15 protein-coding genes are annotated in these 14,971 nt (G+C 68.1%); 9 read left to right on the top strand and 6 right to left on the bottom strand.

The window, feature by feature from the left end; genetic code table 11:
- Positions 1-35: 35 nt before the first annotated feature.
- The 4 genes from ACFU5M_RS32000 to cysC are packed head-to-tail and all read left to right on the top strand — an operon-like array spanning position 36 to position 3,799.
- Positions 36-1,385 (top strand): phenylacetate--CoA ligase family protein, encoded by a 1,350-nt coding sequence (locus ACFU5M_RS32000; protein WP_379054894.1) that lies wholly within the window; start codon positions 36-38, stop codon positions 1,383-1,385.
- A gap of 3 nt (positions 1,386-1,388) precedes the next feature.
- Positions 1,389-1,955: a peptide deformylase gene (locus ACFU5M_RS32005; RefSeq protein ID WP_379054896.1), complete on the top strand. Its 567-nt coding sequence runs from the start codon at positions 1,389-1,391 to the stop codon at positions 1,953-1,955.
- The gene (locus tag ACFU5M_RS32010; protein WP_379054898.1) at positions 1,952-3,169 is read left to right on the top strand and encodes an MFS transporter; all 1,218 of its coding nucleotides are present in this window, start codon (positions 1,952-1,954) and stop codon (positions 3,167-3,169) included. The genes ACFU5M_RS32005 and ACFU5M_RS32010 overlap by 4 nt, the downstream gene beginning before the upstream one ends.
- Positions 3,170-3,178: 9 nt before the next feature.
- Entirely contained in the window at positions 3,179-3,799 is a 621-nt protein-coding gene (gene cysC / locus ACFU5M_RS32015; protein WP_379054900.1) for an adenylyl-sulfate kinase, read from the top strand.
- A gap of 70 nt (positions 3,800-3,869) precedes the next feature.
- Here the strand turns inward: cysC and ACFU5M_RS32020 are convergent, their stop codons facing one another.
- On the bottom strand, positions 3,870-4,559 hold the full coding sequence (locus ACFU5M_RS32020; protein WP_379054902.1) for a hypothetical protein: 690 nt from the start codon (positions 4,557-4,559) through the stop codon (positions 3,870-3,872).
- 204 nt (positions 4,560-4,763) lie between these two features.
- Here ACFU5M_RS32020 and ACFU5M_RS32025 point away from each other — a divergent pair, with 204 nt between their 5' ends.
- Positions 4,764-5,936: an acyl-CoA dehydrogenase family protein gene (locus ACFU5M_RS32025; protein ID WP_379054904.1), complete on the top strand. Its 1,173-nt coding sequence runs from the start codon at positions 4,764-4,766 to the stop codon at positions 5,934-5,936.
- Between the two features lie 9 nt (positions 5,937-5,945).
- A complete protein-coding gene (locus ACFU5M_RS32030; RefSeq protein WP_379054906.1) occupies positions 5,946-7,070 on the top strand; it encodes an acyl-CoA dehydrogenase family protein in 1,125 nt (374 codons plus the stop codon).
- Positions 7,071-7,109: 39 nt separating this feature from the next.
- Here ACFU5M_RS32030 and ACFU5M_RS32035 read toward each other — a convergent pair whose 3' ends face one another.
- Positions 7,110-7,541 (bottom strand): hypothetical protein, encoded by a 432-nt coding sequence (locus tag ACFU5M_RS32035; RefSeq protein ID WP_379054908.1) that lies wholly within the window; start codon positions 7,539-7,541, stop codon positions 7,110-7,112.
- Between the two features lie 348 nt (positions 7,542-7,889).
- Between ACFU5M_RS32035 and ACFU5M_RS32040 the strand changes: the two genes are divergently transcribed.
- Both ACFU5M_RS32040 and ACFU5M_RS32045 read left to right on the top strand, forming a co-directional pair.
- Entirely contained in the window at positions 7,890-8,114 is a 225-nt protein-coding gene (locus ACFU5M_RS32040; protein ID WP_379054910.1) for a hypothetical protein, read from the top strand.
- Positions 8,115-8,202: 88 nt separating this feature from the next.
- Positions 8,203-9,033, top strand: a complete 831-nt coding sequence (locus tag ACFU5M_RS32045) for a GNAT family N-acetyltransferase (protein WP_379054912.1) — start codon at positions 8,203-8,205, stop codon at positions 9,031-9,033.
- Here the strand turns inward: ACFU5M_RS32045 and ACFU5M_RS32050 are convergent.
- The 4 genes from ACFU5M_RS32050 to ACFU5M_RS32065 form a co-directional block, all read right to left on the bottom strand.
- Positions 9,018-9,206, bottom strand: a complete 189-nt coding sequence (locus tag ACFU5M_RS32050) for a hypothetical protein (RefSeq protein WP_379054914.1) — start codon at positions 9,204-9,206, stop codon at positions 9,018-9,020. The genes ACFU5M_RS32045 and ACFU5M_RS32050 overlap by 16 nt on opposite strands.
- A gap of 95 nt (positions 9,207-9,301) precedes the next feature.
- Complete coding sequence (locus tag ACFU5M_RS32055) at positions 9,302-10,927, bottom strand: serine/threonine-protein kinase (RefSeq protein ID WP_379054916.1); 1,626 nt, start codon at positions 10,925-10,927, stop codon at positions 9,302-9,304.
- Between the two features lie 3 nt (positions 10,928-10,930).
- Positions 10,931-12,748 carry a protein kinase gene (locus ACFU5M_RS32060; RefSeq protein ID WP_379054918.1) on the bottom strand — a complete coding sequence of 606 codons (1,818 nt, stop codon included), beginning with the start codon at positions 12,746-12,748 and terminating at the stop codon, positions 10,931-10,933.
- Positions 12,749-12,873: 125 nt separating this feature from the next.
- Positions 12,874-14,010: a serine/threonine-protein kinase gene (locus ACFU5M_RS32065; protein ID WP_379054920.1), complete on the bottom strand. Its 1,137-nt coding sequence runs from the start codon at positions 14,008-14,010 to the stop codon at positions 12,874-12,876.
- Positions 14,011-14,133: 123 nt separating this feature from the next.
- On the opposite strand from ACFU5M_RS32065, the gene ACFU5M_RS32070 reads away from it, so the two are divergent.
- Positions 14,134-14,904, top strand: coding sequence for a deoxyribonuclease IV (locus tag ACFU5M_RS32070; RefSeq protein WP_379054922.1), 771 nt, complete (start codon positions 14,134-14,136; stop codon positions 14,902-14,904).
- Positions 14,905-14,971: the final 67 nt, after the last annotated feature.

Consider the following 14,971-nt stretch of genomic DNA (forward strand, 5'->3'; position numbering starts at 1 on the left):
CCCCAACGCCGCCCTGTATTCGAAAGGTTCGGCTCATGGGATCAGATGTGGTAACCGACGCGCTCGCGGATCGTCCGCGCTATTGGCACAATCAGACACTTCGCACGTATGCCGCAGTCGCCGAGGGCTGGCGAATGTACGACATGGTGTACCGGCACACGGAGTGGGATCTCGATCGGCTCACGGCCGTTTCCGATGCGCGCCTGCGGGAACTGCTCGCGTTGGTCGCCGAGCACGGCACGGCAGAGCAACGGGCCGCTCTGGCCGAAACCGGTGCGAACGACGATCCGCAGAGCGTTCTCGGTCACCTCCCCGTCCTGCGGAAGGCCGATCTGATCCGGCGCCCGCACGAATTGCGTACCGGATTGCTCGACTCGGTGGACGTGTTGCGGGCTCGAACCTCCGGCACTACCGGTGAGCCTGTCGTCATCGAACACGGGGAGTCGCATCTGATCAACGGCGTGGCCATGCCCATGCGGGTATTCCATGCTTACGGTCTCGCACCGGGTTTTCGTACGCTGCGGGTCACCTGCGACCCGCGGCACGATTTGGCGCACTTCAGCGGCGACGCCGCGACTTGGACGCGATTGCGGATCAACATCGCGAAAGTCACCGCTGCCAACGCGCGGTACGTCGAGCAGCTCGTTGCCGATTTCCGGCCGGATGTCGTGTGGGGGCAGCCGATGGAAGTCCTGGTGCTGGCCCGCATGATCACGGCGGGTGAACTGTCGATACCGGATCCCGGACTGCTGCTGACCCATGGCGACACCGTGGACTCGCAAACGCGCAGAGCCCTCGCCGCTACTTTCGATGCGCCGCATCGAGATATCTTCGGCCTGCAGGAGTTCGGCCAGGTGGCTTGGGAGTGTCCAGCGGAAGCGGCGACGTACCACGTCAACGAGGAGCGAGTGCATATCGCTCTCGACTCCGACGGTGCCTTGCTGCTGACGAACTTGATCAACTCCGCCATGCTGATCGTCAAGTACCGACCGGAAGACCGGGCCGAGTTACTCGGCCGATCGTGTGCGTGTGGACGGGCACTCCGACGATTGCGCGGTCTGGAGGGCAGGCAGCGCGGCTTCATCGCCGACCGAGACGGTGTCCCGATGAACGTCAAACCCCTACAGCTCTACCTCGAAGCGCTTCCACTGCGCCGGTGGCAGGTTCGACAGACCGAGCCCGGCAGAGTCGAAGTGTTGATCGTGCACGACGGATCGACGATCGATTTCGATACGAACCGAATCCTCGCCGCGATGAATTTGGCGGAGGTCGCGGTACGCCGAGTCGAACTCGAGGACCTGCTGACCAAGGGCGGGAAATCGCTTCGCTTCGATCTGTTCGTCAACCAGCGGAATCTGGCGCGGCATCTCACCGAGGCCAGGTGACGGATGCCGCAAGACGTTCGAATCGTAGGTTTCGACGAGCCCGCTCTTCGTGTTCCGGCTGCCTTCCTGCGAGACCTGGGATCGGATGCCGTCGACCTCGCCGCCATCACCGCCGGGCTGAGCACCGCGCTGAGGCGGTACCAGCGGTCGGGCATGGCCGCACCGGTGATCGGTACCCCGGTGCGGATGATCGCGCTGGATACCACCGGAATGTGCCAGGTTCGTCGTCTGTCCGGCGTGGAAGCCGGAGTCGTGGTGCACTCCGACCCGGAGATCACTCCGCTGGCTTGGGAGACCGTCGCGGACTATGAGACCTGCGTCAGCATCCCGCGTATGACCGGGCTGGTCACCCGCCCCGCACGTATTCGCTATAGAGCGACCACGAGTTCAGGGGAACCCGTCGACTGGGAGTTGATCGGACGCGCGGCCCGGGTCGTCGCCCATCAAGTCGATCATCTCGACGGCGTCCTCTTTCTCGATCGCGCCGATCCGAACAGTGTGGCGGCCGCGCCCCGGCTTCTTCGTGACGACTCCGGAGGCGACCACAGCGCGGTGGGTACCGTGCCATGAAGGCCTTGCTGTCCCTCAACGGATCCGCACGAGTTCTCGTGCTCGCCGCGCTGGTCAATTCGACCGGTACCGGGTTGTTCCTGGCCGGTGCGGTGTTGTTCTACACCACCTACCTGGACATACCGATCACGGTGGTGGGCGGTGGGCTCGCACTCGCGGCCGTAGCGGGAATGTTCGCGAGTGTCCCTTTGGCCGGATCGGCCGACCGGTTCGGAGCGGTGCGCACCTTGGCGGCACTCAACTGCGCGTTGGCAGTGGTGTATTGCGGCTACTTGCTCATCGACGGAGTTCTCGGTTTCGTCGTGGCCGTCTCCGTGGCAACAGTGATCATGCGGGCCGTTCCGCCGGTGAACCAAGCGGTGGCGGGCATAGTCGTCACCGGCCTCGAGCGCTCGACTGTTCTGGCGACGATGCGCGCGACCCGAAACGGCGGAGTCATGGTGGGGTCGGCCCTGGCCGGGCTCGGGCTGGCGGCTGCGGGAACCAGCGGCTACTTGATCATGCTCCTGGGCAACGCCGCGTCCTATCTGATCTGCGGCGCCCTCGTCTACCGGCTACGCGCACTGGAGAAGTCGCCCCTCGAGATACGTGCTCGTGGATTGCCCGCCGTCCGCAACGTTCGATATCTGGCGCTCGGCTTGGCCAACGGCATGCTGGGGCTGCACGCCACGATGATGATCGTCGCACTGCCCTTGTGGACGACTGCGCGTTCAGATGTGCCCGATGCGTTCATCCCCCTGATCGTCACGATCGGGGCGCTGCTGGTGGTGCTGCTACAGGTCCCGCTCGGCAAAGGGATCGCCTCGGTGCGCTCCGCTCGTTCGGCGGTGGTCCGAGCCGGTATCGCGTTGGGGGTCTCGTGCCTGTTGATGGCAGTGCTGGCCGAGGTGGACGGACCGATACTAGGCGCGATGGTGCTGTTCACGGTGATCGGCACCTTGACCATAGGAGAGATCTACCAGACGTCGTCGGCATGGGTCGTCTCGCACGATCTGGCGCCGGAGGGGCGGCGATCGGAGTACATCGCGACGTTCGCGCTGGGCATGTCTGTCCAGCAGATCGTCGGGCCACCGTTGTTCAGCGCCATCGTCGCCCGTTTCGGCACACCCGGCTGGCTGATGCTCGGAATCGGCTTCGTCGCCGCGAGCGTCGTCTATCGGGACAGTATCTCCCGCCTGTTTCCGGCCGCGACAGCCGAAAATCCACGGCGGTGACGGACAAAAGTGAAACGCCGCCATCTGTCGGCTGATATCGCAACGGCGCGACCTCATGTCGAAGGCCGGGCCACTCTTTCGGAAAGGAGATCGTCGATGCATGCTCGGGTCCGAGGTTCGACAGTGTGGTTCACCGGGCTGTCCGGGGCAGGCAAGACGACGATTGCCTCGGAGCTGCGTGAGAGTCTGACACGTGCCGGACGTGCCGCTTATTTGCTCGATGGAGACAGCTTGCGATCCGGTCTCAACTCCGATCTCGGATTCGCCGATGCGGATCGCTGGGAAAGCGTACGACGCGCCGGCGAGGTGGCGGCCTTGTTCGCCGATGCCGGACTGGTCGTTCTGGTGGCTCTCATCAGTCCGTTCGAAGCCGGACGTCGCAGAGCGCGGCTCGCACATGAAGAAATCGGAGCCGCCTTCTACGAAGTGTTCGTCGACACTCCGCTCTCGGAGTGCGAGAGGCGGGATCCGAAGAATCTCTATCGTGCCGCGCGTCGTGGCGAGCTACGAGATTTCACAGGCATCAGTTCGCCGTACGAACGCCCCCGAAATCCTGATATCACGGTTGTGCCGAGCGACGGGACGGCCGCTCGGATCGCCGAAGCGATCCATCGCGAACTGGCTCTCTGACCGCGGCCCGAGGTATCCCGCCGCGGTGCGGCGGGCGTAGCGCCGAAACCGGCGTTCGCCACCGGTCCGGCTAGGGAGCGGGCGCGGGCTGTGGGGCCGCCGGTGCCGGCTGGGGCGCCGCGGGCTGCGGAGCCGGGAAGTCCGGGACGGTGAACAGGCCGACGGTGGGGGTCATCACACAGTGCGCGAACGGATAGTCGATGATGCCCCACATCGAGGCGAGTACGGTGCCCGGTCCGCTCTTGACCGTCTTGGACAGCGTCGGCAGGCGGTATTCGGTTACGTCGTCGAGCGGGTCGAGGCCGCTGGCGCCGGTGTTCACGTTCACCCAGGCGACGACGAGCCCGGAAGCCAGGGGTGCGCCGGAGTGCGACGGGGTCGCGCTGAAGCGCAGTTCACCGGGCGCGACGTTCAGGTCCCGGCCGTTGCCCGTCCCCTCGGTGGTCGCCGCCGCGATAATCGTGGTGATCGGCCCGTTGCTGCCGCAGCCGAAGGTGGGGGCAGCGTAGGAGAACGGCGTGAACACGCTGGAGACGTCACGCAGGTGCGCGGCGTCGATCAGACCGGCGTATCGCGTGAGTGCGGCAATGCCTTCCTGGGTGGACGAGTCGGCGCCGGCGATCTCGGTCAGATGAGCCAGCCCGGAATCCACCGGCGCCTGACTCTGCTCGGCGGTGGCCGGCGCGGAGAAGGTGACAACCGCGCCGATGCCGAGGGATGCCGCGGCCGCCGCGGCGCGTGCGATGGTCCTGCCGTTCACTCGTTCTCCTCGATACCGAACCCTGTGGGACCCCGACCCACGTGCAGCAACGTACCAGCTCGCCGCCCCCGCCGTCCCGGGGAGCGGCAGGGACAACGGCCTCGCGACCGGCCCGGGTGTCCCGCTCCTGTGATCCACTCGACAACGGAGGATTACCGAGGGGTAGGTTTGACTCGGACGTACGAGACACGCAGGGAGATGCGTATGAAACTATCCTTGTCCCCCGACGACGTCGCCTTCCGCGACGAACTGCGCAAGTTCTATCGGACCGAGATCCCGGCCGACATCCGCGAGCGCGTCCGGGACGGCCGTGAGCTGTCCCGCGACGACATCGTCACCGCGCACAAGATCCTCAACGACCACGGTCTCGCGGTGCCGAACTGGCCCGTGGCCTGGGGCGGTAAGGACTGGACGCCGATGCAGCGCCACATCTGGCAGGACGAGATGCAGCTGGCCTCGGTGCCGGAGCCGCTGACGTTCAACGCGCAGATGGTCGGCCCGGTGATCGCGCACTTCGGCTCACAGGAGCTGAAGGAGCGTTTCCTGCCGCCCACCGCGGCGCTGGACATCTGGTGGTGCCAAGGCTTCTCGGAGCCGGACGCGGGCTCCGATCTGGCCTCGCTGCGCACCACCGCGGTGCGCGACGGTGATTCCTACATCGTCAACGGCCAGAAGATCTGGACCACGCTGGCCCAGTACGCGGACTGGATCTTCTGCCTGGTGCGCACCGACCCCAGCGCGGCGAAGAAGCAGGCGGGCATCTCCTTCCTGCTGTTCGACGTCAAGACGCCCGGTGTCACCATCCGCCCGATCAAGCTGATCGACGGCGGGCACGAAGTGAACGAGGTCTTCTTCGAGAACGTCCGGGTGCCCGCCGACCAGCTGGTCGGCGAGGAGAACAAGGGCTGGACCTACGCGAAGTTCCTGCTCGGCAACGAGCGCACCGGCATCACCGGTGTCGGCCGCACCAAGGTCAAGATCGGCGTGGCGAAGCAGTACGCGGCGAAGACCAAGTCGGGCAACGGCACGCTGCTCGAGGACCCGGTGTTCGCGGCGCGGGTCGCCGAACTGGAGAACGAGCTGCTCGCGCTGGAACTGACCCAGCTGCGCGTGGTCTCCAACTCCTCGGACGGCAAACCGAATCCGGCCTCTTCGGTGCTGAAGCTGCGCGGTTCGGAACTGCAGCAGGCGGCCACCGAGCTGCTGCTCGACATCGCCGGACCGGACGCCATCCCGGTGGGCTCGGACGACATCGCCTCGCCCGGCTGGGCGCAGCGCAGCGGCCCCGCCTACCTGAACTACCGCAAGACCACCATCTACGGAGGCTCCAGCGAGGTGCAGCGCACCATCATCGCCTCCACGATCCTCGGATTGTGAGGCCGCATCATGGATTTCGATCTGACCGATGAACAGGTCATGCTCCGCGACACGGTCCGTGACCTGCTCGCCCGCAACTACGACGCCGAATCGCGGCTGAAGGTACTCGACTCCGAACTCGGCTGGAGTCGCGACGTGTGGCGTCAGTTCGCCGAACTGGGCGTGCTCGGGCTGAGTTTCGCCGAGGAGGACGGTGGCGTCGGCGCCGGTCCCGTGGAGACGATGGTGGTGCTCGAGGAGGTGGGCCGCAGGCTCGCGCCGGAGCCGATCCTGGACGCGGTGCTGGTGCCCGGTGGGCTGGTCGCCGCGGCGGGCAGCGCCGAACAGCGTCAGCGGATCCTGCCCGAGGTCGCGTCGGGCACGAAGCTACTGGCCTTCGCCCACACCGAGCCGGGCGTGCGCTGGCCGTCGAGCGAACTGGCGACTACCGCCGCGGCGCAGGGTGACTCGTACACGCTGACCGGTGTGAAGAACCCCGTCCCGCACGGCGAGAGCGCCGACGAGCTGGTGGTCAGCGCCGCGCTGCCCGGAGGCGGTGTGGGGCTGTTCCTGGTCGCGCCCGACGCGACCGGTGTGGTTCGCAAGCCCTACCGCACGGTGGACGGCCAGCGCGGCGCGCAGCTGGAGCTGACCGACGCGCCGGCCGAGCGGCTCGGCGCGGCGGACACGACCGAGGCGATCGCGTCCGTGCTCACGTACGCGCAGGCGAGCCTGTGCGCGGAGTCGGTCGGCGCGATGGAAGAGGCGTTGCGGCTGACCGCCGACTACCTCAAGCAGCGCAAGCAGTTCGGCGTCACGCTGTCGAAGTTCCAGACGCTCACCCAGCGGGCGGCCGATATGTACGTCTCGCTGGAGCTGGCGCGCAGCATGAGCCTGTACGCCACGGCGTCGCTGGCCGACGGGGCCGACGATCCGGTGATCGCCTCGCGCGCACGGCTGCAGGTCGGCCGCGCGGCCCGGCACATCGGGCAGGAGGCGATCCAGATGCACGGTGGCATCGGCGTCACCGCGGAGTATCCGGTGAGCCATTACGTGGCCCGGCTCACCGCGATCGAGCGCACGCTCGGCGGCGGACTCGAGCATCTGCGCGTGCTCAGCTCCCGGGTCGGCGACTACGAGCTGCCCGAACTGTAAGGAGTGCCGCGGTGGTGCGTGCTTGCGCACCACCGCGTCTCACTCGTCGTCTTCCGGTGTCGTCCGCAGTTGCGTGGGCGCCTCGTCGGTCGATTCGTTCGTGGGCGTCCGCGCGGTGGGCGGCCTCGGTTCCTCGGGTGGCGCCGCTTGCGAGGTGTCCTCGTGCGGATTACGCGAGGTGGGCTCGGCGGTGGTGCTGCTCATGAAGCCCGCGAACGGCGTCGGGGGCCGCTGGTCGGCCGGTGCGATCCGCCAGGTGGGTGAGGGCGGGATGACGACCCTGGGGGTTGTCGAACCGCCGGTGGTGCTTTCGTGGACCACCGGCTCGGCGTACTCGCCCGCTTTCAGGGGCGGGGGCGGCACATAGGTGTCCTGCCTCCCGACGCCACAGGCGCCGATCAGGACGAGTCCGATGGAAACCGCTCCTACGGCGATCGCCGGACCGGCGATCTTGGTCCTGCTGCTTTCCAACGGTGACGCTCCTCGTGTGTATCGAGTGGACTCACCTTACTCGAGGCCCGGCGGCCAAGCGAGGCGAGTGGTCGCTGGAGATGCGCCGGGCGGCGCATCCAAAACGGCAGTAATTCAGATATCGAATTGGTCTCTTCGGCGTGTCGTGGGCACGTGTCGCTATCTTCCGGCGTCCCGGAGTCGTAGCGTGTGTGAGCAAAGTTACGCGTGAGACGCCGGTTTCAGGATGAGAGACACGTTGTGTGAGAACGTGAGAGTGGTTCTCTGACCGGCGTCATCGAGGAGTTGATGATGGGAGCTTACTCGACAGCGTCGCGGCGTGGTTCATCCCGCGCCGCGGAAGATGAGGTGTCGGCAACGGCACAGCATCCCGCGTCGAACCAGCAGGCGCGCATGCTGTCCACGATTGTGTCGCGGGCGCTCGCCTGGTTGATCTTCATCGGCGGACTCGTCGGGGCGGTGCTCGGCATCGCGGGCCTGCACGTCGAAATCACGGTCGCCGGACTCATTCTCGCGTGCACCGCGGGCCTGGTCCTGCTCAAACTCCGCGCGGGTGGCGGCGAAGCGGACTGAGGAAACCGGCCGGTCGCCCGGTGGCCGGTCTCGGATCGGCCGCGAGAAAGCAAGGCGCGCAACACTTCAGGCGCCTACCGTGATTCTCATGAGGATCGAGATCACCACCGACGCCGCCGAGTTCCGCTCGGTCGCGGGGTCGTTCCTGCTCCGCGATCCGCTGCGGCACACCGTGCTCACCACGAGCGTCGCCAACCACGTCATGGGCATCGACACCCCCGCCGAGGCATCGCGGTTCCTCTCCGTCCTCGGCGAGGATGCCTCCGTGGTCGGTGCCGCCATGCGGGTAGCCGGTCGCGACGTGTATCTCGGCGCGCTACCGCCCGACGGCATTCCGGCAGTGGTTCGCGCGCTGGCCGACGTCGTCCCGGAGAGCGCGGGCGTGGAGGGCATCGTCGAGGACGCGACCGCTTTCGCCCAGCACTGGTGTGCGTTGCTGGGGAGAGGCTTCCACCGGTCGTACCTCACCCGGCTGCACCGGCTCGGTGCGCTGCGAATCCCGGACGTGGCCGGAGTGTCGCGCCGCGCAGGGGAATCCGATGTCGCGCTGTGCGCGGACTGGCTGGCGGCCATGCGCGAGGAGGCCGGAATGGAATCCGGGCTGGACGAGGCCGCGATTCGGCGTCGGGTGGACTCGGGCCGCTGGTGGTTGTGGGAACACCAGGGGGAACCGGTGAGTCTTGCCGCGCACCACGTTCCGATTCAAGGTTGGGCGCGGATCGGGCCGGTCTACACCCCGCCGGACGCGCGCGGGCACGGATACGCCAGCGCGGTGACCGCGCACGTCGCCGAGCTGCTGCGCGCGCAGAGCCTGGATGTCTGCCTGTTCGCCGACACCGCCAACACCACGGCCAACCGGATCTACCGGACGATCGGTTTCCACCCGACCCACGAGTTCGCCCACTACGTCTTCGAGTAGCCTGCCGGCACGGTGCGCAGGGCCGCGCTGAGCCAGGCGAACACGAGCGCGAGACTCGGCGGTGCGGGCCAGCCGTTGATCACCGCGAGCAGCTGCCGGTACCGCTCCACGCGTGGGTCGTCGGCCCCCTCCAGGGCGTGCCGCCATCCACTCGCGCAGCGTGCGATCGTCACGCCTGCCGAAGGAGACCGGTTCGCTCGGCTACGGCTCCGATGGTGAGGCGGGTGTCGTCCATGTGCTTACCCTCGCGGCTTTTCTTGGGGGACGCTCAATTCAGCGGCGCTGATCTCCACCAATCCATGAATTCGGCGTCGGTGGCGATGAATCCGGCGCTGTACATCAGCATGGCTGTCCGGCCCTGGTCCGACGGGAACGCGGTGACCATGCGCGGGCGCAGGTCGCGGCTGTCGTGCAGGGTGTAGTTCGGGTAGGTGCGGCCGCTGTTGTTGGTGGCGGTCGCGTGGTCGTTGGCCGGTAACGCGGCGAGCACCGCCTGCGCGTCGGCGGGCGAGCTGTAGAGGAAGAAGTCGAAGGACGCTTTGTTCGGTCCGCCGAAGCAGCTCCACATCACCAGCCAGGCGCCGAAGTCCGGGTCTTCCGGGTCGCCCGGCCCGGGGGAATCCGGCGTGTGGGCGAAACAGCCCGCCTTGTTGTATCCGGTTCCGGAGTGCACCAGGCGCTGGGCGGAGGTCTCCGGCAGCATGTGCGGGAACGCGGCGCTCAGCTCGGCCGCGCGGGCGCCGATCACGGCTCGGTCCGTGGTGGCCGCGACGGTCGTCGTCGGACGCCCGGTGACCGGTGGCCCGATGACGGAGGTGCTCTGCGGGCGCACGGTCGTCGTCGAGGCGGTGGTACCGGAGGAATCGGGCCCGCTGAGTGCCACCGCGACGACGAGGCCGAGCAGGGCGACCACCAGCAGCAGGCCGATCCAGCCACCCGCCGAAGCGTGCCAGCGGGAACGTCGCACGGGACCGAGGTAGGCGCGCGCCGGCCGTTGCGGGGTCGCCGCGTCGGTCGCGTGCGAAGAGGGGTTCGACGGGGGCGGTGGCGGCCAGGGGGCCGCGGGCGCGTTCAGCGCCTGCCACGCGGCGGCGGCGAACTCGGCGCACGAGTCGAAGCGATCGGCCGCGTGCTTGGCCATCGCCTTGGCCAGCACGCCGTCCAGCGCCACCGGCAATCCGGGCCGCAGCCTGCTGACCGATGGCGGTGCGGCGTTGAGATGTCCCTGGATCACCGCGACCGGATTGGTGGCGTCGAACGGCACCGTGCCGGTCAGCAGCCGAAACAGTGTGCAGGCCAGCGAATACTGGTCGGCGCGGTGATCCAGTGGCGCACCGGAAAGCTGCTCCGGGGCGGCGTAGGCGAGCGTGGCGGTGAAGGTTCCGGTCTGGGTGAGCCGTCCGGTGTCGTCCCGCAATCGGGCGATACCGAAGTCGGAGAGGAAGACGCGCTCCTGCCCGCCCTCTACCCGCTCCAACAGGATGTTCGCCGGTTTCACGTCGCGGTGCAGCACGCCGCGGCTGTGCGCGAAGTCCAGCGCCTCGGCCGTCGCGGCGATGATCTGCGTCGCCCGCCGCGGCGGCAGCGTCCACGCGTCCAGTGCGGCGGCGTCGGTGCCGTCGATGTAGCGCATGCAGATCCACAGCCGCTCGCCCTCGACGCCCCGGTCGAACACCGTGACGATGTTCGGGTGGTCCAGCCGCGCGACGAGGTCCGCCTCCCGCTCGAAGCGGGCGCGGATCTCCTTGTCGTCGAAGAGTTCCGGGTTCAACAGCTTCATCGCCGTGAACCGGGGCAGCCGCGGATGCCGGGCCAGGTACACCGAACCCATCCCGCCGCGGCCGAGCAGGCGCTCGATGGTGTACCCCGCGAAGACCTCGCCGGTGTGCAGCATCGGTCAGTTCAGCGGCGCCGAGCGCCACCAGCGCAGCGCTTCATCGATGGTGGTGTGGGCGAAGCCGTCGGTGTACATCAGGTATTGGGTCCGATCCGGGTCGCCGGTGAACGAGGTGACCATCTTGGCGCCCTCGTCGACGTACTTGTAGTTCGTGTAGGTCTTTCCGCCGTTGGTGTCGCTGGACTTGGTGGCCGACGAAGGCAGGCTCTTCAGCACCGCCTGGACATCGGCGGGGGTCTTGTAGACGTAGATGCGGTAGTACGGATCATCGTTGTTGCCGCCCTTGAAGCAGCGCCACTGCGCGGCCCAGTCACCGAAGTCCGGATCGCCCTTGGACGGCGAGGGCGGCGAGCTGGGCGAGGCCAACCAGCACTCGGCGCCGTTGTACCCGACATCCTCGGTCTGCGAGGCGGGCACCATCCGCGGGAACTCCGCGCTGATCGACTCCGGTGTCGCGTCGACGAGGTTCGGCTTCACCGCCGACGTGGTGGTGGTGCCGCCGTTGTTCGAGCCCGAATCGGAAACGGCGCCGATGATGCCGAGCACCACCAGGATCAGCACGACCACGCCCACCGCCAGGCCGACGATCAGCCCGGTGTTCTTCTTGGGCGGCGGCGCGGCCGAAAGGTGGGCGTGCGCGCCGTGCGGCGGCGCAGGCGGGGCGGCGAAGCCGGAGAACTGCTGCTGGGGATAAGGATTGGCGGCCGTCGGCTGTGGCGCGGGACCGGTCTGCGGGCGCGACATCGCCACCGGCGCGGGCGGCGGAGTGGCGGGCGACGCCGAGGCGGCGAGCGGGTTCGGTCCGCTGGTCTGCGGGGCGTGCACTTGGTGGCCCGGACCGCTGAGGTAGTGGCCCTGCGACACCGGATACGGCGCGCCGGTCGTCGGGATCTGCGGCCCGGTTGTCGGGCGCGGCCCCGCGGTCGGATGCGGGGCACCGGTGACCGGGCGGGGGCCGCCCACCACCGGCATCGACGGCGCGCTCGAACCGGTCAGCGCCTGCCTGGCGGCCGCGGCGAACTCCGCGCAACTGCCGTACCGGTCGTCGGGTCGCTTGGCCATCGCCCTGGCCAGCACGCCGTCCAGCGCGAAAGGCAATGCCGCCCGGACGCTGCTCAGCGCGGGCGGCGCTCCCTGCAGATGCCCCTGGATGACCGCGGCGGGGTTCGTCGCGGAGAACGGGCCGGTGCCGGTGAACAACCAGAACAGCGAGCAGGCCAGCGAGTACTGGTCGGAGCGGTGGTCGAGCGAGGCGCCGGTGAGCTGTTCGGGGGAGGCATAAGCGAGCGTGGCGGTGAAGGTGCCGGTCTGGGTGAGATGACCGGTGTCGTCCCGCAGTCGCGCGATGCCGAAGTCGGTGAGATACACCCGCTCACCGCGACCGGCGGTGGAGCGGGCCAGCAGGATGTTGGCGGGTTTCACGTCACGGTGCAGCACCCCGTTGCCGTGCGCGTAGTCCAGCGCGTCGGCGGTCTCCTTGATGATCTGCACCGCTCGTTCGGGCGGCAGCGACTTCGGTTCCACCGAGGCGGCGTCGATACCGTCGACGTACTGCATCGAAATCCACAGCTGCTCGTCGTCGAGCCCGCGGTCGTAGACCGTGACGATGTTCGGGTGATCGAGCTGGGCGACCAGATCCGCCTCCCGTTCGAACCGCGCCCGCACCTCCTTGTCGAAGAACATCTCCCGATTCAGCAGTTTCAGCGCGGTCATCCGCGGCAGCCGCGGATGTTTCGCCAGATAGACCGAGCCCATGCCACCGCGGCCGAGTTGCCGCTCGATGACATAGCCGGCGAAAACGTCACCGCTGGCCAGCATGACTGCTCCACTTCCCGCCGCCCGCCGGGACCCACCGGCGAACAGGCGTACAGCAAAAGAATGCATGGCCGGAGATGGGCCCGACCACGGAAAACATCGAAACCATAGCAGTAGTCGCGCGTTGCCTATCGCTCGTCGAGCCCGAGGACGCGCGGACGATCGGCGTACGCCGCGACGCCCGGCGGGGGCCTGGGGTCCGGAGGTTGCTGGTGCGGTCGCACCGCCGATCCCGGGCGCATCGGCAAGTTCGGCAACTCGATCATGCCGGGATGAACGGGGCGGCGCGGCGGCAGGAAACCGGGGAGGGGCCGAGCGGTATCCGGTTGCCTCGTCCGGTGCTGCGGTGGGGGCGCGGCAGCGTGGTGCGTCGGCGCGGGGTGCCCGTCGACGTAGCCGCCGTGCAGCGGTGCGGTCCAGTGCCCTGCTGGGTGCCCGGCGAGAGCATGCTTCGCCGCGGCGGCGAACTCGGCGCAACTTGCGAATCGGTCCGCGGGCCGCTTGGCCATCGCGCGAGCCAGCACCGGATCCAGTGCGCGCGGCAGTTCGCGGCGCGTGCGGCTCGGTATCGGGATGGGCGCGTACAGATGGCTGTTCACCACGGCCGCCGGGTTCGCACCGGGATACGGCGGCGCGCCGGTGAGCATCCAGAACAACGTGCACGCCAGCGAGTACTGATCGGCACGGTCGTCCAACGGCTGTCCGATCAGCTGTTCCGGAGCGCCGAAGGCGAGTGTCGCGGTGATCGTGCCCGACGAGCCGATCGTGGACTCCGCGCCGCGGATACCCGCGATCCCGAAATCGGTGAGCAGCACCCGCTCCGGCTGACCGATCGGCGCTTTCGCCAGCAGGATGTTGGCCGGTTTCACGTCGCGGTGCAGCACCTGGTTGGCATGCGCGAAATCCAGCGCCGCGGCGGTGTCGGCGACGATCTGCACCGCCCGGCCGGGCGCGAGCACGTCGACGTCCGCGCAGGAGGCGTCCGCGCCGGGCACGTACTGCATGGAGATCCACAGCTGCTGGTGCTCAGCGCCGCGGTCGAACACCGTGACGATGTTCGGGTGGTCCAGGCGTGCGACCAGATCGGCCTCGCGCTCGAAGCGGCGGCGGATGCCGATGTCGGCGTACAGCTCCCGTTTGAGCAGCTTCAGAGCAGTCAGCCGGGGCAGCCGAGGGTGCTGGGCCAGATACACGGTGCCCATACCGCCATGGCCGAGAGCGCGTTTGATGACGTAGCCTGCGAAGACATCGCCGGTCTGCAACACCGTTCCACCCCCTTCTCGAGTCGAGCGCGCGAACACTACCCATGTATCTCGGCGAGCCATGGGGATGCAACAGTCGCGGCGCAACTTCGATTGTCGTCGGTAGCTGCCAGTATGGTGGCCCGCATGCGCATTGGAGCACACGTCCGGCTCGACAGCGACCCGATCGGCTTCGGGGAGAAACTCGGCGCCGACGTCATCCAGATGTTCGTGGTCGATCCGCAGAGCTGGGACAAACCCAGCCCGCATCCGCGGACCGAGGAGATTCTCGCCAGCCCGATCGAGGTGGTGGTGCACTCCTCCTATCAGATCAACGTCGCGAGCCTGAACAACCGGTTGCGCATGCCCTCGCGCAACGCGGTGGCCCAGCAGGCGAAGGCAGCCGCCGAACTCGGCGCGTTCGGCCTGGTGGTGCACGGCGGGCACGTGCGTTCCGACGCCGAGTTGGAAACCGGGATCGACAACTGGCGCAAACTGTTCGAGCGCCAGCAGGACAAGGGCGGATTCGCGGTGCCCATCCTGATCGAGAACACCGCGGGCGGCAACCACGCCATGGCCAGGCACTTCGATACCATCGCCCGATTGTGGGACGCGGTCGGCGACTACGGTGCCGGCTTCTGCCTGGACACCTGCCACGCCTGGGCGGGCGGTGAGAACCTGATCGGCGTCGTCGACCGGATCAAGGCGATCACCGGGCGGATCGATCTGGTGCACCTGAACTCCTCCCGCGACGAGTTCGACTCCGGCGCCGACCGCCACGCCAACTTCGCCGACGGCACCATCGACCCCCAACTGCTCGCCGAGGTCTGCCGGACGGCGGGCGCACCGGTGGTGCTGGAAACCCCCGGTGACGGCCTCGCGGAAGACCTGGCGTATCTGCGCGAGCACTGTGTTTGATTTGCAGCGCCTGCGGCGCTGCGTGTTCGCGGCCCCGGGGAGTCTCGCGTTCGAGCGACCGAGACTC

Source organism: Nocardia sp. NPDC057455, assembly GCF_042802775.1.
In the GTDB taxonomy this organism is placed as follows: Bacteria; Actinomycetota; Actinomycetes; order Mycobacteriales; family Mycobacteriaceae; genus Nocardia.

Excerpts from the sequence above, each read along its gene's own strand:
- ACFU5M_RS32000 (WP_379054894.1), top strand. The coding sequence starts at position 36 with ATGGGATCAGATGTGGTAACCGACGCGCTCGCGGATCGTCCGCGCTAT.
- ACFU5M_RS32005 (WP_379054896.1), top strand. The coding sequence starts at position 1,389 with ATGCCGCAAGACGTTCGAATCGTAGGTTTCGACGAGCCCGCTCTTCGT.
- ACFU5M_RS32010 (WP_379054898.1), top strand. The coding sequence starts at position 1,952 with ATGAAGGCCTTGCTGTCCCTCAACGGATCCGCACGAGTTCTCGTGCTC.
- ACFU5M_RS32025 (WP_379054904.1), top strand. The coding sequence starts at position 4,764 with ATGAAACTATCCTTGTCCCCCGACGACGTCGCCTTCCGCGACGAACTG.
- ACFU5M_RS32030 (WP_379054906.1), top strand. The coding sequence starts at position 5,946 with ATGGATTTCGATCTGACCGATGAACAGGTCATGCTCCGCGACACGGTC.
- ACFU5M_RS32045 (WP_379054912.1), top strand. The coding sequence starts at position 8,203 with ATGAGGATCGAGATCACCACCGACGCCGCCGAGTTCCGCTCGGTCGCG.
- ACFU5M_RS32055 (WP_379054916.1), bottom strand. The coding sequence starts at position 10,927 with ATGCTGCACACCGGCGAGGTCTTCGCGGGGTACACCATCGAGCGCCTG.
- ACFU5M_RS32060 (WP_379054918.1), bottom strand. The coding sequence starts at position 12,748 with ATGCTGGCCAGCGGTGACGTTTTCGCCGGCTATGTCATCGAGCGGCAA.
- ACFU5M_RS32070 (WP_379054922.1), top strand. The coding sequence starts at position 14,134 with ATGCGCATTGGAGCACACGTCCGGCTCGACAGCGACCCGATCGGCTTC.